Below are 16,440 nucleotides of genomic sequence, written 5' to 3'. Positions count from 1 at the left end.
GAATGCCATGAACGGGGGTGACGCGCGCCAATTACCGGCGCCTGGCTCAATCAGCTCAACGAGCTCAAGCGATACGACATCGGGCAATCCGGGACGTGCGCAAGCCTTGGGCGCGTTTCTGCGAGCCCGGCGGGAAAGCCTTGATCCCGCCCGCGTCGGCGTGTCACGCCTTGGCCGGCGGCGGACGCCGGGCCTGCGGCGCGATGATGTCGCGCAGCTCGCGGGCATCAGCGTCACCTGGTACACGCGCCTCGAACAAGGGCGCTCGCCGCGCGCGTCGAGCAAGGTGCTTGATGCGATTGCGGCGGCGCTCCAATGCAGCGCGGCTGAAACCCGGCATCTGTTCACCCTCGCCGGTATCGAGCGAGCCTCGGGCGCTGCCTTGGCGCCGGCGTGCGAGCACCTGAGCGACAGCAGTCAGGCGATCCTCGATCAGCTCAACCCTTTTCCGGCGGTCATTCAGAACGCGCGCTTTTCCATCATCGGCTTCAATGCGGCGTACCAGCAGCTTGTCGGCGTCGATATCGCGGCGCTTGAGAAGGAGGACCGCAACTGCCTTTACTTGGCGCTTGCTCATCCTGTCTGGCGTGCGCGCATTCTCGATTGGGACGAGGTCATGCCGCGCATGGTGGCGATGTTTCGCGCGGCCATGGCGGAACACGCCGACGATCCGCGTTGGCAGGAGCAACTGCAGCGCTACTTTGCGATATCGGCCGAGTTCCAGCATGTGTGGCAACGCAACGAAGTGCGCGGCATTGAAAACCAGAGCAAGCGTTTCCAGCACCCGCAGCTCGGTGTGCTCAACCTGCAACAAACGAACTGGTGGTCAGCGCCGAAAAATGGCGACCGTCTGTTGGTCTATCTGCCCGCCGACGAAGCCAGCGCAGAGTCCTTGCGATGTCTCGGCAAGATGACGGCGGAGGGCGCGGGCGTCGGCGATAAGGTCGATGCCGGGCGGGGCTGAGGCAGGCGGTGGGCTGGCGTTTATGCCGCAGCGGTTTGCGCCATCTCCGACTCGAGAAGATAGCGCTTACGCAGGGTTACGCTCATGCCGTCGACGGCGCGCGGCGTACGCAGAATCTCGGCGAGAGGTCGGCCTACCGTGTGCAGCGTCTGCCCGGATTCGCTCAAGTGAAAATCAAGGGCGACTTGCTCGAAGCGCGCTTGCGTCCATGCATAGTGCCAATGCTCGTCGGTGAGCGCACGCCAGCTGTGCTCATTGAAGGCGTGCGTTGCCGCTGATTGCTCGGCGGCCTGCGAAAGCTCGTGACGGACGTGAATATGGAAATAGCCGCCCGCCTTGAGTAAATACAGGCAGTTGCCTATCGTCGTGACGAGGTCGGGGATGTTGCCGAAAACATCATCGGCAATGATGGCGTCAAACGTGTTTTCCTTGAGAAAAATCGGGCCGAAACGTGCGCTGTCGAGCAGCGAGATTTCATCGAGCGGTCGTGTAATATCGAACAGCGCGTCCGGGGTGCCGGTTTTAGTGGGGTCGAGATTCAGGCAGTCGTCGCGCCAGTTTTTTTCGTTGCTCAGGTTGAGGGTTTTTGGGATGTAATGCGGCGGTATCTCATCGCTCATTCCCAGTGCGCGTCGAAGGATTGCAGTTTCTTTGTGTCGGGAGAATAGTTCAAATCCGCGACGAGCGAGGGCGGCGCGTTTTTCCGTGTCATTAATCAGTTCGACGCAGGCGTCCGCGAGCCGTTCGTACGGGACGCCACACACAGCTTCGCGCAGATCGGGATCGATTTTGGTGGAATCATCGAGTTCGGCGACGACGGCGACTTCGTTGGCAAGCAGATAGGAAACACGAACAGTTTCAAAGACGGCGGCGCCGTAATAGTGCAAGTTGATTACCAGCTTCGCCCGGGCGATGTAGTGGTCACGCTCTTCACGATAGACGCCCGACAGGAACTCGATGCGTAAGCCTCGCGAAATCAGGGCTTCGAGGATATTTTTTCGCCGTTCATTAATGGCGCCATAGAAAAGTACGTCGATATCCTGGTGAGCGAGCCTGGGGATTCGGGTAAGTTGCGGCACGTAACCGACGGGGAGGAGTTGAATGCGGCTAACGCTGAGTGACCGGAGTTTTTCGATATTGGCGTCGCTGTAATCCCAGACGCGGCACCGCCGTAAAACTCCGAGATAGTCGCTATTTATCCAGGTGGATTTTTCGTCGATCTGCTCGGAGTTGTAAATGATCGTCTCGGCCGGCAGGTCGTGCAGACTTTTTTCGTCCAGCAAATGTGCACCAATAACGATATTGGTGCACAGCGGGTTTAATTCATTAAACGAGAAGTGATGCGCAACGCCCGCTTCGTACAAACCGTAGATGAGCGTTTCCACCAGTTCTGCCAATGCGCCACTATGCGCGTACCCCTCCGGCTGGATGAGTACGAGATTGACCGTGTCGTTAGCGTGGATCAGTTGGTCGGACATATTTCTCTCGGCGTCAGAGGGCGTTCGCGGCAGCTGTTGGCTTGGTCGCTCAGCCTGATGTTCCGTAAGGGATTCTGCTGCATAAAGAGCGTCGTCAGTACCGAGTGTGCCTCTAGTGGAGGTAACTCGGCGCTCGACCCGTCGAGAGGGTCGCCGCTCAGGCCGCTGCATATTGGCGCAATGAGTCTAGCGAAAACGTCACGGTACGGGGGGGTGATCAAGGGGCATTGTCGCTGCCTCGCCCGTGGTTGAGTGAGTACTGCGGACTACGCGCGCCGCCCTTGCCAATCCGCGAGCTGAAACGGGATCTGTGGAGGGGCTGTGCGTCGAGGGGCGGTATCTGGCGAGAGCGATGACGGACACTGGTTGGCGCAACGGCGGCGCAACGCGGCTCGGCGGTGCTTCTGAGTGCGCCCCGCGAAGTAATCGGATCGGCGGTCGCTCGTCGGCACAGTTGGCGTGGCCTGGCAGCGTGTCGGCGTCTGAAAAGTAAAAAGCCCAGCGCGGAGGCTGGGCTTTTTACTTGAATTTTGGTGGGATGGGCACAACCAAACAACGCCAGAAATCTACCAATTGGCAAGCTTTGGGCAGATGTTGTTTTCGATTATGCCCCCAAAAATGCCCCCATTCTGCTGGTGTCACCCCTAGTTTCGAGAAACGCCGGATCTCGCTCGGCCTTATTCCTGATCCAGGTCTGCACCGATGACTCCAGCCAGTCGGAAGCATGCTTGCCCAGTTTGATCGGCGCCGGGAACTCTTGGGTCTTGATCATCTTGTAGATGGCCGACTTCTTCAGGCCGACCGATTCCTCGACCTGCGCCAAACGAATCACAACGTGCTCCGGCGAATGGCTGCGGGGGCGATCCAGTCCTGTTTTTCCTCCCTCGCGGACAGGGCTGGCCTTCTTCGCTGCGGCCTTCTGCAGCTCGACGCCCGGTCGACTGGCGCGCGACGCTAGTGCTCGATCAATGTCGCCAATCGGTATCAGGCCGCACTCGTTGATCCGGAGTTTCTTGCTGCTCATCATCTTCATCAACGACTCCACGGTGATCCCGAGCATTTCGGCGGCCTGCTCAAGCGTGACGTGCAGCGGACGCGGATGCGTCTCGGCGTAAATGCGGACAGCCTGAAAAGCGACATCGAGCAAGGCCGCCTGATTGAAGGGCTGGGTTTGCTCCATTTCTACCTCGTCGAACAAAAACCCCGGCGCGTGGCCGGGGGGGGCGCGGAATGGCAGGCAAGCTGAAGGCATCACAACTCCCCGGCTGCCCTCAGTTTTTTGATGGCGCTGGCTTCGTTGGCCACGCGGGCGGCTTGGGCGGCGGCACTGACGGCCCAGGAAAACCCCCAAAGCATGTCGGCAACCTCTGGGCTGCTGCGGAATCTCCCGGTGTCCTCATCATTTGCCACGAGCGTAGCCAAGCCATCCATGATCTGAGACAGCGCCGAAAGATTCGCGACAATCTCCTCGCCGCAACTCAAGGAACTCAGCTGCTCGTCCGTCAGCGTGTCCTGGCAGGCTTCCCACAAGGTAGCGATGATTTTGCCGGTGCTCATTGTTCGCCCCCCGTTCTGGAGGTCGAGTGAAGTTGCTGCCGGGTTGCCGCTCCGGGCGGCGTGGTGATTTTCTGCATGGTGACTCCGATGTAAGCGGCTGTTTTCCTGCCGCCCCTCCGCCAAGAGGGGGTGGGCAGACCGTACAGGTTGGCGGACCGGTACATCGGAACCGGCAGGGCCGAAGCCCTCCCGCACGGCCCGCCCATAGACGAGGCCATGCAACGGACGAAAAAAAAACCGCACTTGCGGCGGTTGTCCGCCGATGTAATTCGGGCCGCCAAGCCCGTTCGCTGTTGTCTCAGCTACGGGCCAAGTATCTAGCGTGACTTCCTCGCGGTCAATCTCTTATGGCAATCGGAAGGTCATGCGGCGAGCAGCGCGCAATTCAGGATAAGCAGCCGGATAACGATCATGTCCCAACAAATCGACATGCAATCGAATCAAAGGCATGCCGGCGATATGCCGCTTACATCCAATAAGCGCCATCGCAGCATTTCAGGCCATGAGATGCGGAGATTATAGCTAGAGACTATTGCAAATCGATTTCCAATGAAAAAATATTCGCAACACTTCGGCGGACCGCCTTGGATGTCAGCGGATGAAATTGGAAAAAAACGCAGAAAATCATTGTGTTGAATGATTTCTTGGTGCGTTTTAGCCTTCGCTCGCAGTTATTCGTATTCGTTCAGCGAGGGCCACAAATGACAACCAACACACAGAAACAAAGCCTACCAAGCGAAGGCTATTGCCGACTGCGCCAGGTCCTTTCCGTGATTCCTGTCTGCAGCACTACTTGGTGGAACGGGGTAAAGACGGGGCGCTTTCCGAAGCCGGTAAAGCTCGGTCCCCGTACTACCGCATGGAAGGTCGACGACATCCGCGCTTTGATCGCCAAAGGCTAGTTGGGCGGTCCCATGCGCACGCATCGCAATCGGCGCACCGGCCCCCTGTGGCCTCGCGCCCACCGGCTGGCGGCAGCCATCCCCACGTGTCGCGCCCCTGACAAGCAGAAGCTGATCCGCGCTTTCTTGGCCGCGCTTCTGCGGGCACTGAAGGAGCAGTGAGATGGCCGTCCGCGTGTGGTCCATGGTCTGGGGCGGTTTTCCGGGGGGCGGGTCCGATCTGTTGACCATGCTCGCCCTGGCTGACTGGTCCGACGACGAGGGCCGCTGCTGGCCGTCCATGGCCTCGATCGCCACAAAAATCCGGCTGAGCGAGAAGCAGGCCCGGCGAGTTGTTCACGCACTGGAGGAAGCCGGCTACCTGAAGGTGACCGCGAACGCGGCGGGCGGCGCCACGAGTCGCCGGTACCAAATCGCCCTCGACCGTCTGACCCCTCCCGCCAGTGTCACCCCTCCCGCCGACGGGAGCCCTCCCGCCAGTGTCCCTTCCCCCTCCCGCCGACGGGAGCCCACCCCTCCCGCCCATGGGAGCCGAACCGTCATTGAACCGCCAATACCCGTCAAAGGGGGCGCGCAAGCGCTGCCCGATCAGTCGGCAGACTCGAAAGCGAGAACGGCAGGCATCACTCTGAAGTGCTTCATCGAGCAATGCCAGGCAAGAGGCATGAAGCCGATACCTGACGACGACCCGATTTTCGATTACGCGGAGAAAGTCGGCATCGAATCCGAAATGCTGGCCATCGCGTGGCGCGAGTTCAAGAGCTACTGGCTGCCGACCCAGAACCGGAAAAGGGACTGGCCGGGCACGTTCCGTAATGCTGTCCGCCAGAACCGCGCCAGCCTCTGGTATCTCAAGGAAGGAGAGCCGGCCCGCTGGACCACGGCCGGCGAGCAAGCGCGGAGGGCCGCAGCATGAACGCCCCTGCCAAACAACTTCGCCTGCCTCCGCATTCGATCGATGCCGAGCAGTCGGTGCTCGGCGGGCTGCTGCTCGACAACTCGGCATGGGATCGCATCGCCGACCTGCTCTCCGAGGGCGATTTCTACCGCGACGAACACCGCCGTATCTGGCGCCAGATCAGCATGCTTCTCGAGAACGGCAAGCCGGTCGACGCAGTCACCGTCGCCGAGGCGCTTGAGCGAGCCGGCCAGGGCGAACAGACCGGAGGTCTCGCGTACCTCGGCGATCTGGCGGCCAACACGCCCAGCGCCGCCAATATCCGCCGCTACGCCGAAATCGTGCGGGAGCGTCGCGTCCGGCGCGATGTGCTGGCCATGGGGCGCCAAGTCGCCGAGCTTGCGGAGAGCGCCGGCAGCACGACCGCCGAGTTGCTGGAGCAAGTCACCGGCCTGGTGATGGGCCTCGCCGACACGAAGCACGCAGGCAAGGAGCCGAAAACGATATCGGAGTTGCTCCCCGGCGTCCTTGATGCGCTTGACCAGCGTGCTGAGAAGGGTGGCCAGATTTCAGGTCTGCCGACCGGCTTCCGCGACCTCGACAAGCTGACCAACGGGCTGCACCCCGGGGATCTGGTCATCGTCGCCGGGCGCCCGAGCATGGGCAAAACCACGATGGCCGTGAATATCGCCGAGAACGTGGCGATGGCGGGCGGGACCGCTTTCGTAGCGTCCCTGGAGATGGGCGCCGACCAGCTCGCCGAGCGCTCCATGGCCCGCTTCGGCAGCATCAGCACGACGGCACTGCGCTCCGGCCAGATCGATGATGAGGACTACAACCGAATCTCGGCATCACTGGCCAAGCTCTACGAAAAGCGGCTCGTCATCTCCGACGACCCGTATCTCTCGCACGTTTCCCGGGTCCGCCTCGCCGCCCGCAAGGTTCGCCAGCGCTTCGACAGCCTCGATCTGATCGTCATCGACTACCTGCAGCTGATGCGTGGCGATGGCAACACGAAGAACGAGGAGCTGGGCGGAATCACGCGCGCCCTGAAGCTCCTGGCCCGCGAAATTTCCTGCCCGATAGTCCTTCTCTCGCAGCTCTCGCGAAAGGTTGAGGAGCGCCCGAACAAGCGCCCGGTCATGTCCGACCTGCGCGACTCCGGAAGCATCGAGCAGGACGCCGACGTGGTGCTGATGTGCTACCGCGACGACTACTACAACCCGCAAACCCACCTGAAGGGCTACGCGGAAATCCTGATCCGCAAGCAGCGCCTTGGGCCGCTCGGCGAGATTCCGCTGGTGTTCCAGGGTGAGTTCTCCCGCTTCTGCGATGCCGACCGGCGCGAATTTGCCGAGGCCGCGGCGCGGGCATCGGAAGCCCAGAAACCACGATTCCAGCGAAGGGGGTTTGACGAATGAAGGTCAGCACATTGGCAGAGCGCAACACGAGCGAGAAGGGGCGCCGTGCGGCAACGGCCTCGCACGCCGCGATGGTCGAGCGGAAAACATCCGAGGAAAAGCGAGTCAAGGCCGGCAAACAGGTGAAGGCGGTGCGCTTGGACGAAGTTCCGCCCTACTGCTACGCCGCCCTCGGCATGTCTGCCGAAGAAGGCGCCCTGGAGGCCGTGAAGGCCCTGCAGATCACGCACGCGGCCGACGCCCTCGGCCTCCTTTGGCAGTTGCGCCGTGTCGCCGCTCCGGCCGATCAGGACGACGGTGCCGAACTGCCCGGGACTCGATCGCTGCTGGCAAAGCTGCGACTGCTGCGCCGTGAGTGCCAGAAGCGCCGCCTCGCGTCGATTGCAGCAGAAAGTCAGGTCGACGCAATGACCCGACGCGTCATCCAGGCAGAGGCGAAGGTTGCCCTGATCGCCGCCGGCGCGATTGATCCTGATTGGGCGGTTTTCCTCGACTTGGCGGGCGTCACGCTGGATGAGGCCGGCAACCTCTGCGGCATAGACGCCGCGATCGAGCGGCTCCGAGCAGCAAAACCTTTTCTTTTCGAGGGGAAAGCGTGAGCGCCCCTCATAACCCGGCCCGGAGCAACCGCCCGGGCTTTTTGATGAAGGAGTGGTACCTATGAACGAATACCGTCAGAGCTTTTTCGAGAAGCGCGACGAGCTGCAAAAACGCTTGGCAAAGCGCCGTGGCGAGTTGGAACAGGCCGTCGCCGAGAAGGAACATGGCGTTATCGCTGCCAAGCGCGAAGCAAACGAGCGCGGCAGCATGCAGGATCGCGATGGCGCCCACTACGCGACGCGGAGAGCTGGCCAGCTTTCGGAGGAAATCCGCGCCGCCAAAGCAGAGATTCGGGAGATCGATCTGGAGCTGGCTCTCGTCTTTAGTGGCAATCACCACGAACTACACCCCCTCATTCATCGCGATGCATCCGCTGTCGGCACGGCCAACACGAACGAGCTGGAAGCCGCTCGCGCTGCGTTCCAGGCCCTTCTCACGCCGGAGTTGAAGTCTGCGGCCCAGCGCTTCGTCACCGCAGCCAAGAACGCCTTCCCCCTGATGCCGGCTCCGACACTGGCGGAAATGCTCTCCGTCACCGAGACCGGCGCCGCACAAGGAGGTGCAGTATGAGCACCGAGTCCGCCGCCCTCAAGCGCCAGTACATCGAGGACAACGAGGCGGCCAGCGCCCGCGGCGACATCCCCCGACTGATCGCAGCTGCCGCCGTTGCGGCCGGCATCATCGACACGGCATCGCTGACCGCGATCGACGCCAGCCTGGTCAAGATCGACGGTCGCGGCGAAGTCACGAACGCCCGCGAGGTTGTCGAGGAGCTGCGCCGCCGTCGCCCCGATCTCTTCAAGAAGTCTGCAAAGGAAATGTCGGACGCGGATTACGAAGAAGCACGGCGGCGCCTTTCCGGCATCGGGCGGTCCTCCTTCTTGATCTGATGGTCAATTTCAACCGGAAGCCGGGGTCGCCCCCGGCTCAGCCAATCGCACGTAGGTAGGGCATGGGCAGAAACGAGCGTTCGCGCCACAAGCGCCTGAAATCGCCCCGGACAACCTCACGCCCCACCCACGTCGAAATAAAGCGGCGTAGGGCCACGGCGCAAGCCGTGGCCCTATGTTCAATGCGGCCGCCAAGCGGCCAACCAACACATCCCTGTTTCAGGAGGGCAAACGACCATGTTTGAAGCCTACAAGGTCGCCATCCGGCTTTCGCTCATCAACAACGTGAGCAGCGGGCTGACGGCCATATCGATGGGCCTGATGTCGACCCAAAAGCACATCGACAAGGCAAACGCCGGTCTCATGACGATGGAGATCCGGCTGGCACAAATCAAGCGATCCCTGTTGATTGGTGGAGCGATGACTGGCGCCGGAGCCGGCATTTTGATGGGCTTCAAAGGTCCGTTTGACCAGGCCGTGCAGTGGGAGCGCGAAGCGGCCAAGTTGCGCCAAATGGGCATCGGCGAGGCCCAGATTCGCGACGCCCAAAAATTCGTTCAGGCCAATACCATCATCGGCACTTCGATGCAGCAGCGCATGCGTCTGTTTGCCGAAGCACAGGGCTCCTTCCGTGAAAGCGGCATGGACGGGGAGCGAGCGCTGGAGGCAGCCAAAACAATGATGCCGGTCATGGCGCAATACGAAACGGCCATGAAGCTGCTTGGTGGCCCGCATATGGCGATGCACGAGATGGCGATGCGAAACCTCAACAAAACCGTGGAAATCATGGGCGGTATTGGCCATCCAAAGCGAGCGGAAGAGATTGCCGACGGCGTTTTCAAGGCAGTGCAATCCAGCGGCAAGATGGTCGATGAACGCCAACTCAAGCAGTTCGTCGCCTACGGTAGCAGCGCCACCAACTCTCTTTCGATGCGCGCGATCTTTGGCGGCCTCGAACCGATCATCGGCGAATTTGGCGGAAGCACGGTCGCCACCGGGCTGCGAACCGCCTTTACACGCATGAGCGGTGGCATGGCGTTGCCACCGAAGAAGATGCAGAGCACGCTCGCCGAGCTTGGCATCGGCAAGATCGATCACGGCCAGGTGCGCATGACGGACGGGCTGTTGCGCCTGATGCAGTCCGATACGGTGGAATTCACCAAGCAGCTGATGGAGATTTACAAGACGCACGGCATTGCCAGCCAGCTAGACCGAGAGCGGACAAACGCGCTCCTCTTCAACACCACTGGCGCGAAGATTTACAACAAGCTCATGCAGCAAATGCCTGTCATCGAGGAGTCATTGCTTGCTTACGACAAGGCGCGCGGAATAGCCCAGACGAACCGGGACAACGCCAAAAGCCCGATGATGGCTATCGAGAAATTCCACGCCGCAATGGATGACCTCGGCCTCGTTGTTGGGAAAACCGTGCTGCCCGTGCTGACCCCGCTAATCAAGGACTTGAGCAAGTTCTTCGAGACGCTTCAGCGCTTCCCTCTCCTTGTAAAGGGGCTGACCTATGGCTTCGTCGGTCTGGGCGCAGCAATGGCCATCAGTGGCACGATCTTGCTCACCAAAACCGCCTTCAAGTCTCTTGGCCTCGTCTTGGGAGCGAGTGGCGGCCTCGGCGCAAACCTGAAAAGCGTCGCTGGCGGCCTGAAGTCGGTCGGCTTGCAGGCTGCCGCCTTCATGTCGCTCTACGCCGGCTGGAAGATTGGCGACGTCGTCGGGGACAAGATCGACCAAAGCGTCCAAAAAAGCTCAGGTGGTGCTCACGGTTCGCTGCGTTCCTATCTGGATCAGACGTGGCTTGGAAAATCGACCGGATGGTTCAAGTACGGACAGGACGAATCGCTGCATTTCCAACAAGCGCCAAGCTCCAACTATGTGCGGAGCAAGGCACAGCAACAGCCGAAGATGATCAACAACACGATCGTCATGCCTGACGGGCGAGTTCTCTACTCGGTGGTGACCCAGGAAATGGACAAAGACCTGCGCCGCCCCATGGCCGGCACCTCTCGTCCGGACGGCCGCATGTCACTGACGCCGGTCGGCGCATCCGGGAGGTAACAGGCATGCGGACAGCAACGCTTCAGCACTTCGAGGCATTCCAGCAGATCGCCTCCGAACTCGTCGCACTGGCGCCGAAGTACGCGGCCCTCGGCGAGAACACCCTGGCCATCACGCAACACAACGTGGAGGCTGGGAACCTCGACGGCGCGGTCGCTGCTTCGGTGACCGCCTTCGACTTCATGACCACCGAGTACCAACGCCTCACCGAAGGATTCCAGAAGGCAACCATGGACCTCCTTGGAGAGCGGCCGGCCGCCGGCGAGAACCCTATGGAGTTCGTCATCCGGATACTCTCCATGACTGCTGAGCAGTGGGGGGCAATGGCCAGAAAGAACGGGGTAGCACTGCTTTTTTGAGGGAGAAGCCGAACACCAGCGGAAGGCCGAGGACGCGCAACCTTCGGGCGAAAAAAACCGCCCGAAGGCGGTTTGTGCTGACCGTACTGTCAGTTGGTTGCTACTTCTTGCGTCCTACAACAAAAGCCACTGCCAAGCCGCCAATTGCTGCGGAGGCAATCGTTGCGCCCGCCCATGGCTGACCGTTAACCGCAGCGTACACGCCGCCGGCAATGCCTCCCGCGCCGATCACCAGGCCAAAAATCTGCCCAACGATGCGCTCCATGAAGATGTAGCCGTTGATTCTTGCGTTCTGGGCTCGGCGGTGCTCTGCCTCAATCTTGGTCTGCTCGAGAACCAGGTCGACCGCGTCAGGGCGAAATGCGTGCAGCCGCTCCAGGTGTGGAACCGGCAAAATCGGGCTGTCGGTTTCTTGCTGCTGAAATGTCAGCTCGCCGTCGCCTCGTTTGAGCCGTCCTGCCGTCTGACGACTACCCATGAGAAGCCAAGGCGCGGCGCATGCTGTTGCCGACCTGGCGGACGTCGCCATTCAGCGCTTTGGCATCACGTTTGAAGCCGCCCGTCGGCCTGATGTAGGAAGCGCGCGGCGCGACCTCAAGAGAACTCCCGATGCCGCGCAGGAATTCGCTGAACACTGATCTAGCTTGACGAGATTTCATGAATCTCTCCTCGTGACAAAAGCCGCTCCATGGGCGGCTTTTTGTTGGGACGAAGTATAGGAAATAAGCCGCCCACAAAAAAGCGACTTATCCACAGATTTCAGATAGTTACAATTTGACGCCAGCCAAAGTTATCCACAGGGCCAATTTTGCAGCCATCTTTCGTCCTGCTCAAGTCTCCGACAGCGCTAGGCCTTGAACGTTCTCAACGAGGCTTCGCGACCTCGAGATTGCCGCCCTTCGCGGACGCAAACATCAAGGACAGTCTTCCCGTCGGCGTCGAGGTCGCACTCGTAGATCACGGGCGCTCGATAGGGCCGATGGTTCTCGGGGCTGTGAAGCAGTTCCCGCGGGCGATTCAGCCCCTCCTTTCGCAGTTCCGGGTATTTTTCCCGACTATAAAAAAGGAGTTTCGCGGGAGATTCCCATGCGCTGGAGCGGGTTTTGGCGGCGCCCGGCACACTTCACGCACAGCTTTCCGGGAAAATAAGCCAGCCGCCGATTCGTCGAAACGCCTACGGGCGCAGGGTTTTGGGCGGGTGCCGCCTTATTTTTTTCGGCTATAAAAAAGGGAGCGCGAGGGAGCGGTCAGGCTGCAGGGTGCAATCTGATCACTTCGGCGCCGGCCTTCAGCTTGTCTAGGTAGTCAGACCAGAGCTGCATCATGGCTCGGCGCTCCTTCAGGAACTTGGTCCGGTTATAGGCGGAGCCCAGAGCGTCGGGCACCTTGTGCGCAAGCTGGTGCTCGATCACTTCGGGTTTCTGGTGCAGTTCCTCGTGCAGGATGGTCCGCGCCATGGCTCTGAAGCCGTGCCCGGTAATCTCGGTCTTGGTGTCGTAGCCCATGCGCCGCAGGGCAGCGTTCACCGCGGCCTCGCTCATGGGTTTCTGCGGATCGCGGCCCGGAAAAACGTACTGGCCATGACCAGTCAGCGGCTGCAGCTCCTTGAGAATGTCCACGGCCTGGCTCGACAAGGGGACGACCTGTTCCGTCTTGGTCTTTGTCACCAGATAGTGCCATTCGGCCTTTCCCAGATCGAAGCCCGACCACTCGGCCTTTCGCAGCTCGCCAGGTCGGACAAACAGCAGCGGCGCCAGCAACAGAGCCGACTTGACGATGAACGTCCCCTGGAAGGCATCCAGTGCCCGCAAGAGCTCGCCCACCTTGGCGGGATCGGTGATGCTCGCGAAGTGCTCCCTTTTGATCGGCGCTAGCGCCCCCTTAAGGTCGGCGGCAGGGTCGCGCTCTGCCCGGCCGGTCGCAATGGCGTAGCGCATCACCTGTCCAATATTTTCCCGCGTTCTGTGTGCCGTCTCGACCGCGCCCCGGCTTTCAATCCGGCGGAGGATGGTCAATATCTCGGGGGCGGATATTTCTGCTATCGGCCTGTCGCCTATCCATGGAAAGACGTTTTTTTCGAAGCGCAGGATGATTTTGTTGTGATGGCTCGCCGCCCAGGTTGCCCTATTCTTGGAGAAGAACTCACGGGCGACGATCTCGAACGAATTGGACGCCCTCTCCAGCTTGGCCTCCTTCTGTGCCTTGCGGTGTTCGCCTGGATCAATGTCGGCCGCCAAGAGCTTGCGGGCGTCGTCTCGCTTTCCCCTTGCTTCCTTGAGGCCAACTTCAGGGTATGCCCCCAGCGCGAGCCGCTTTTCCTTGCCCCCAAACCGGTATTTCAGGCGCCAGAGCTTGCCCCCAGCTGGCGAAATCTCAAGGTACAGGCCGCCAGCGTCGAACATTCGGACGGGCTTTTCGGCCGGTTTCGCGTTACGGATTGCGGTGTCAGTTAGGGGCATTGGGGGCATCCAATCTGAACGATATGGGCGATGCCCCAGATCATGCCCCCACATGCCCCCGGATTTCAATACACGCCGTCGTACAACTTTGAACAACAAAAAGGCCGGATCACTAGTTTTTTTCTAGTGTGTCCGGCCTTCTTTGAGCTGCTTTAAATTGTTCTTTGGTGGTGATGGGCAGAATTGAACTGCCGACCTATGGGTTATGAATCCATCGCTCTAACCAACTGAGCTACATCACCGGTGTAGGGCGCGAGATTATAGTGGGGGAGCGTGGCCCGGGTCAATCGCCGTCGAGGTGGCGTGAGTGCTGGCCTCTGTTCGCGCGCGCGAGACCGGCCAAGGCGCAGCGGCTCGCTCTGGGGGGGGCGTAGTGCCATGTTCTATAGGCGAAAGATGTCGGTCGTGATTGACTTGGGGTGGGTGCCCGGTAGACTCGGTGAAGATTGTTGGGCGGCGTCGTGTTCGGCGCGATGTGCCCCTGTTTCCTTTACCTAATAGAAGAGGCTCCATGGATACCCTTGCTGTCGTACTCGAAGCTCCCGAACAACTGACCGTGCGCCGCCTTGATCTGACTCCGCCGACCGACGAGGAGATCGTCGTCGAGATCGACTTCAGCGGTATCAGTATCGGCACCGAGAAGCTCCTGTGGACCGGGCGCATGCCGCCCTTTCCCGGTTTGGGCTATCCGCTGGTTCCTGGCTACGAGTCGGTCGGCCGCATCGTGGCGGCGGGAGCAGGCTCAGGGCGTGCCGTTGGCGACTATGTGTTCGTGCCGGGTGCCAAGTGTTACGGGGAGGTGCGGGGGCTGTTTGGTGGTGCGGCGGGGCGTGTCGTAGTCGCCGGTGCTCGCGTCATTCCCTTTCCGGAATCCTTGGGAGAGCAGGGCGTCCTGTTGGCCCTGGCGGCGACGGCGTATCACGCACTGACAGGCGGCGAATTGCCGGACCTGATCGTCGGGCACGGTGTGCTGGGGCGTCTGTTGGCGCGGCTCGCGGTGTTGGAAGGCGGGCATCCGGTGGTGTGGGAGCGTAACCCGCAACGAATGGATGGCGCGCAGGGCTACGCTGTCATCGATCCGGCGCAGGATGAGAAGCGCGACTACCGCGTGATCTGCGACGTCAGCGGCGATCCGACTTTGCTCGATACCTTGATTAGCCGCTTGGCGCGCGGTGGTGAGGTGGTGCTGGCAGGTTTTTACGACAAGCCGCTCTCGTTCAGTTTTCCGCCGGCGTTCATGCGCGAGGCCCGCCTGCGGATCGCGGCGGAGTTCAAGGATCCGGACCTTGCCGCCGTCAAGGCTTACGCCGAAGACGGACGGCTCTCGCTCGATGGCCTGATTACGCACCGCGTCGCCGCGCCAGATGCTGAGCAGGCGTACCGCACCGCCTTCACCGACGCCGCCTGCCTGAAGATGGTTCTCGACTGGCGCGGTGCCCGCTGATTTGGCTCGAAGTCCCGTAAATCAAGGGATTGGGCAGTTGATTTGCCCCCCCGGCAATGCCCGAAAAGAGGCATGAGTTTCGTCTGAAAAAAGTATTTGACTTTCGTAAGTCGAAGAGTAGACTGGCACCGTCTGTTACACAAACGACACAAATCGTGTGGAACAGCGTTACATTCAGTGTCGGGGTGCGATGCTGAATGGCAGTCTTCGCAAGGTCGAACTTGCGAAATCCCAGCCGCGCGGGAGGTGCGCGGTAACGGCCGAAAGGCAAATCAGGAGGTATTACTGTGGCTGATGCTAAAGTTTATCCGTCGGGTCTGACGGAAGCGGAAGCGCTCGAACTGCACGGGTATGTCATCAATGGCACCCGCACTTTCGGTGCTATTGCTATTGTTGCGCACGTGCTGGTTTTCGCGGCGCATCCGTGGGGCAAGGGCGGCGCTGTCCTCGCCCAGTCCGTGTTGCCGTTTCTGAGCTAGGAGATAGAGCATGACGAATGGAAAAATCTGGCTGGTGGTTAAGCCCACTGTTGGCCTGCCCGTGTTCCTTTTCACGGTCGCTCTGACGGCTCTCGCCATTCACGCGGCTCTGCTCGCCAATGGCCGTCTGACGGCTTGGTGGAGTGAAGTTCCGCTGGCTAAGCCGGCTGCCGTTGCTGTTCAAGCTGCTCCGGCCCCGGTTGCTGCCCCGGCTGCTGACGTTAAGTAATTGCGTTAGCCCTAAAAAGGGTGGGTTGGCATCGCCACCTCGCCCTTTTTTTTCGCCCTTTGCCCGGTCTCTGTGGCGAGTCGGATACAAGATTTGAGTGGTTGTTGGTTGGGCTTTTGCCCGATGTTGAGTTTCCCGTGGGATGGCTTCCACGGAAATCCCCGCCGCGCGGGATGTGCGCGGTAACGGCCGCAAGGCTCGTCAGGAGGTTAAACAAATGGCTGAAGAAAGAAAGTCTCTGTCCGGTTTGACGGAACAGGAAGCCCAGGAATTCGGCACCCTTTACACCCAGGGTTTCGCGTTCGTTACGGTGGTCGCGATCTTTGCACACGCGCTGGTCTGGGCGTGGCGTCCGTGGCTTCAATAAGGTTTTGACATCTGTCAGAAAGGGGTATGGACATGGCTGCTGCTCAATGGAAACTTTGGCTGGTTCTGGATCCGCGCACGGTAATGATCGGCACGGCGGTTTGGCTGGGCGTTCTCGCGCTGCTGATTCACTTCCTGCTGCTCGGCACGGAACGCTTCAACTGGATCGATACCGGCCCGAATCCGAACAAGAAGGTCGCTGCTCTACAGGTTCCGGCAACGCCGGCGCCGGCTTCGCTGGTTGCCTAGTAAGAGTCGTTTGCCGAAGGAATCGGGCGGGGGCGGGCGTGGTTGGCCTGCGCCCGTTCGTTTCCGGGGGACGCT

General features: G+C 60.7%; 20 protein-coding genes and 1 tRNA gene. 14 read left to right on the top strand and 7 right to left on the bottom strand.

The features are described from left to right. The first annotated feature begins 7 nt into the window (after positions 1 to 7). The gene (locus tag GHK24_RS10090; RefSeq protein WP_153472757.1) at positions 8 to 964 is read left to right on the top strand and encodes a helix-turn-helix transcriptional regulator; all 957 of its coding nucleotides are present in this window, start codon (positions 8 to 10) and stop codon (positions 962 to 964) included. A 20-nt stretch (positions 965 to 984) separates the two neighbouring features. Here the strand turns inward: GHK24_RS10090 and GHK24_RS10085 are convergent, their stop codons facing one another. From GHK24_RS10085 to GHK24_RS10075, 3 genes are all read right to left on the bottom strand, one after another. Then, entirely contained in the window at positions 985 to 2,442 is a 1,458-nt protein-coding gene (locus GHK24_RS10085) for a glycosyltransferase family protein (RefSeq protein WP_153472756.1), read from the bottom strand. 604 nt (positions 2,443 to 3,046) lie between these two features. Beyond that, on the bottom strand, positions 3,047 to 3,622 hold the full coding sequence (locus GHK24_RS10080) for a helix-turn-helix transcriptional regulator (RefSeq protein ID WP_228384656.1): 576 nt from the start codon (positions 3,620 to 3,622) through the stop codon (positions 3,047 to 3,049). Between the two features lie 71 nt (positions 3,623 to 3,693). Next, positions 3,694 to 3,999 carry a hypothetical protein gene (locus GHK24_RS10075; RefSeq protein WP_153472755.1) on the bottom strand — a complete coding sequence of 102 codons (306 nt, stop codon included), beginning with the start codon at positions 3,997 to 3,999 and terminating at the stop codon, positions 3,694 to 3,696. A 701-nt stretch (positions 4,000 to 4,700) separates the two neighbouring features. Here GHK24_RS10075 and GHK24_RS13985 point away from each other — a divergent pair. The 8 genes from GHK24_RS13985 (at position 4,701) to GHK24_RS10035 (ending at position 11,139) form a co-directional block, all read left to right on the top strand. Next, positions 4,701 to 4,901, top strand: a complete 201-nt coding sequence (locus GHK24_RS13985) for a helix-turn-helix transcriptional regulator (RefSeq protein ID WP_153472754.1) — start codon at positions 4,701 to 4,703, stop codon at positions 4,899 to 4,901. Between the two features lie 163 nt (positions 4,902 to 5,064). Further along, on the top strand, positions 5,065 to 5,817 hold the full coding sequence (locus tag GHK24_RS10065; protein ID WP_153472753.1) for a helix-turn-helix domain-containing protein: 753 nt from the start codon (positions 5,065 to 5,067) through the stop codon (positions 5,815 to 5,817). Then, positions 5,814 to 7,220, top strand: a complete 1,407-nt coding sequence (gene dnaB, locus GHK24_RS10060; RefSeq protein WP_153472752.1) for a replicative DNA helicase — start codon at positions 5,814 to 5,816, stop codon at positions 7,218 to 7,220. Before GHK24_RS10065 ends, dnaB begins: the two co-directional genes overlap by 4 nt. After that, complete coding sequence (locus tag GHK24_RS10055; RefSeq protein WP_153472751.1) at positions 7,217 to 7,819, top strand: phage scaffolding protein; 603 nt, start codon at positions 7,217 to 7,219, stop codon at positions 7,817 to 7,819. Before dnaB ends, GHK24_RS10055 begins: the two co-directional genes overlap by 4 nt. Before the next feature lie 61 nt (positions 7,820 to 7,880). Then, positions 7,881 to 8,390: a hypothetical protein gene (locus tag GHK24_RS10050; RefSeq protein ID WP_153472750.1), complete on the top strand. Its 510-nt coding sequence runs from the start codon at positions 7,881 to 7,883 to the stop codon at positions 8,388 to 8,390. Continuing rightward, positions 8,387 to 8,710 (top strand): hypothetical protein, encoded by a 324-nt coding sequence (locus GHK24_RS10045; protein WP_153472749.1) that lies wholly within the window; start codon positions 8,387 to 8,389, stop codon positions 8,708 to 8,710. The genes GHK24_RS10050 and GHK24_RS10045 overlap by 4 nt, the downstream gene beginning before the upstream one ends. 237 nt (positions 8,711 to 8,947) lie before the next feature. Continuing rightward, a complete protein-coding gene (locus tag GHK24_RS10040) occupies positions 8,948 to 10,780 on the top strand; it encodes a phage tail tape measure protein (RefSeq protein ID WP_153472748.1) in 1,833 nt (610 codons plus the stop codon). A 5-nt stretch (positions 10,781 to 10,785) separates the two neighbouring features. Beyond that, entirely contained in the window at positions 10,786 to 11,139 is a 354-nt protein-coding gene (locus tag GHK24_RS10035) for a hypothetical protein (RefSeq protein ID WP_153472747.1), read from the top strand. A 100-nt stretch (positions 11,140 to 11,239) separates the two neighbouring features. Here GHK24_RS10035 and GHK24_RS10030 read toward each other — a convergent pair whose 3' ends face one another. The 4 genes from GHK24_RS10030 to GHK24_RS10015 all read right to left on the bottom strand — a co-directional run bounded on the left by GHK24_RS10030 (position 11,240) and on the right by GHK24_RS10015 (position 13,840). Further along, complete coding sequence (locus tag GHK24_RS10030; RefSeq protein WP_153472746.1) at positions 11,240 to 11,617, bottom strand: hypothetical protein; 378 nt, start codon at positions 11,615 to 11,617, stop codon at positions 11,240 to 11,242. Further along, a complete protein-coding gene (locus GHK24_RS10025) occupies positions 11,610 to 11,798 on the bottom strand; it encodes a hypothetical protein (RefSeq protein WP_153472745.1) in 189 nt (62 codons plus the stop codon). Before GHK24_RS10025 ends, GHK24_RS10030 begins: the two co-directional genes overlap by 8 nt. Before the next feature lie 588 nt (positions 11,799 to 12,386). Continuing rightward, positions 12,387 to 13,598, bottom strand: coding sequence for a tyrosine-type recombinase/integrase (locus GHK24_RS10020; protein ID WP_153472744.1), 1,212 nt, complete (start codon positions 13,596 to 13,598; stop codon positions 12,387 to 12,389). Positions 13,599 to 13,763: 165 nt separating this feature from the next. Then, a tRNA-Met gene (locus tag GHK24_RS10015) sits at positions 13,764 to 13,840 on the bottom strand. Positions 13,841 to 14,109: 269 nt separating this feature from the next. Here GHK24_RS10015 and bchC point away from each other — a divergent pair. The 5 genes from bchC to pufA all read left to right on the top strand — a co-directional run bounded on the left by bchC (position 14,110) and on the right by pufA (position 16,365). After that, the gene (bchC, locus tag GHK24_RS10010) at positions 14,110 to 15,042 is read left to right on the top strand and encodes a chlorophyll synthesis pathway protein BchC (protein ID WP_153472743.1); all 933 of its coding nucleotides are present in this window, start codon (positions 14,110 to 14,112) and stop codon (positions 15,040 to 15,042) included. Positions 15,043 to 15,329: 287 nt separating this feature from the next. Next, positions 15,330 to 15,521, top strand: a complete 192-nt coding sequence (pufB, locus tag GHK24_RS13820; protein ID WP_167681969.1) for a light-harvesting antenna LH1, beta subunit — start codon at positions 15,330 to 15,332, stop codon at positions 15,519 to 15,521. A gap of 10 nt (positions 15,522 to 15,531) precedes the next feature. Next, positions 15,532 to 15,750: a light-harvesting protein gene (locus GHK24_RS10000; RefSeq protein ID WP_153472742.1), complete on the top strand. Its 219-nt coding sequence runs from the start codon at positions 15,532 to 15,534 to the stop codon at positions 15,748 to 15,750. A 142-nt stretch (positions 15,751 to 15,892) separates the two neighbouring features. Continuing rightward, complete coding sequence (gene pufB, locus GHK24_RS09995) at positions 15,893 to 16,117, top strand: light-harvesting antenna LH1, beta subunit (protein WP_209022638.1); 225 nt, start codon at positions 15,893 to 15,895, stop codon at positions 16,115 to 16,117. A 32-nt stretch (positions 16,118 to 16,149) separates the two neighbouring features. Next, the gene (gene pufA, locus GHK24_RS09990) at positions 16,150 to 16,365 is read left to right on the top strand and encodes a light-harvesting antenna LH1, alpha subunit (protein WP_153472741.1); all 216 of its coding nucleotides are present in this window, start codon (positions 16,150 to 16,152) and stop codon (positions 16,363 to 16,365) included. The last annotated feature ends 75 nt before the right edge of the window (positions 16,366 to 16,440 follow it).

Source organism: Rhodocyclus gracilis (assembly GCF_009617575.1).
Classification (GTDB): Bacteria; Pseudomonadota; Gammaproteobacteria; order Burkholderiales; family Rhodocyclaceae; genus Rhodocyclus; species Rhodocyclus gracilis.
This window is presented reverse-complemented; position numbering and strand designations above follow the sequence as displayed.

Bases quoted from the DNA above. Each gene is read 5' to 3' on its own strand.
- GHK24_RS10090 (WP_153472757.1), top strand. From the start codon at position 8: ATGAACGGGGGTGACGCGCGCCAATTACCGGCGCCTGGCTCAATCAGC.
- GHK24_RS10085 (WP_153472756.1), bottom strand. From the start codon at position 2,442: ATGTCCGACCAACTGATCCACGCTAACGACACGGTCAATCTCGTACTC.
- GHK24_RS10080 (WP_228384656.1), bottom strand. From the start codon at position 3,622: ATGGAGCAAACCCAGCCCTTCAATCAGGCGGCCTTGCTCGATGTCGCT.
- GHK24_RS10075 (WP_153472755.1), bottom strand. From the start codon at position 3,999: ATGAGCACCGGCAAAATCATCGCTACCTTGTGGGAAGCCTGCCAGGAC.
- GHK24_RS13985 (WP_153472754.1), top strand. From the start codon at position 4,701: ATGACAACCAACACACAGAAACAAAGCCTACCAAGCGAAGGCTATTGC.
- GHK24_RS10065 (WP_153472753.1), top strand. From the start codon at position 5,065: ATGGCCGTCCGCGTGTGGTCCATGGTCTGGGGCGGTTTTCCGGGGGGC.
- dnaB (WP_153472752.1), top strand. From the start codon at position 5,814: ATGAACGCCCCTGCCAAACAACTTCGCCTGCCTCCGCATTCGATCGAT.
- GHK24_RS10055 (WP_153472751.1), top strand. From the start codon at position 7,217: ATGAAGGTCAGCACATTGGCAGAGCGCAACACGAGCGAGAAGGGGCGC.
- GHK24_RS10050 (WP_153472750.1), top strand. From the start codon at position 7,881: ATGAACGAATACCGTCAGAGCTTTTTCGAGAAGCGCGACGAGCTGCAA.
- GHK24_RS10045 (WP_153472749.1), top strand. From the start codon at position 8,387: ATGAGCACCGAGTCCGCCGCCCTCAAGCGCCAGTACATCGAGGACAAC.
- GHK24_RS10040 (WP_153472748.1), top strand. From the start codon at position 8,948: ATGTTTGAAGCCTACAAGGTCGCCATCCGGCTTTCGCTCATCAACAAC.
- GHK24_RS10035 (WP_153472747.1), top strand. From the start codon at position 10,786: ATGCGGACAGCAACGCTTCAGCACTTCGAGGCATTCCAGCAGATCGCC.
- GHK24_RS10030 (WP_153472746.1), bottom strand. From the start codon at position 11,617: ATGGGTAGTCGTCAGACGGCAGGACGGCTCAAACGAGGCGACGGCGAG.
- GHK24_RS10025 (WP_153472745.1), bottom strand. From the start codon at position 11,798: ATGAAATCTCGTCAAGCTAGATCAGTGTTCAGCGAATTCCTGCGCGGC.
- GHK24_RS10020 (WP_153472744.1), bottom strand. From the start codon at position 13,598: ATGCCCCTAACTGACACCGCAATCCGTAACGCGAAACCGGCCGAAAAG.
- bchC (WP_153472743.1), top strand. From the start codon at position 14,110: ATGGATACCCTTGCTGTCGTACTCGAAGCTCCCGAACAACTGACCGTG.
- GHK24_RS10000 (WP_153472742.1), top strand. From the start codon at position 15,532: ATGACGAATGGAAAAATCTGGCTGGTGGTTAAGCCCACTGTTGGCCTG.
- pufB (WP_209022638.1), top strand. From the start codon at position 15,893: ATGGCTTCCACGGAAATCCCCGCCGCGCGGGATGTGCGCGGTAACGGC.
- pufA (WP_153472741.1), top strand. From the start codon at position 16,150: ATGGCTGCTGCTCAATGGAAACTTTGGCTGGTTCTGGATCCGCGCACG.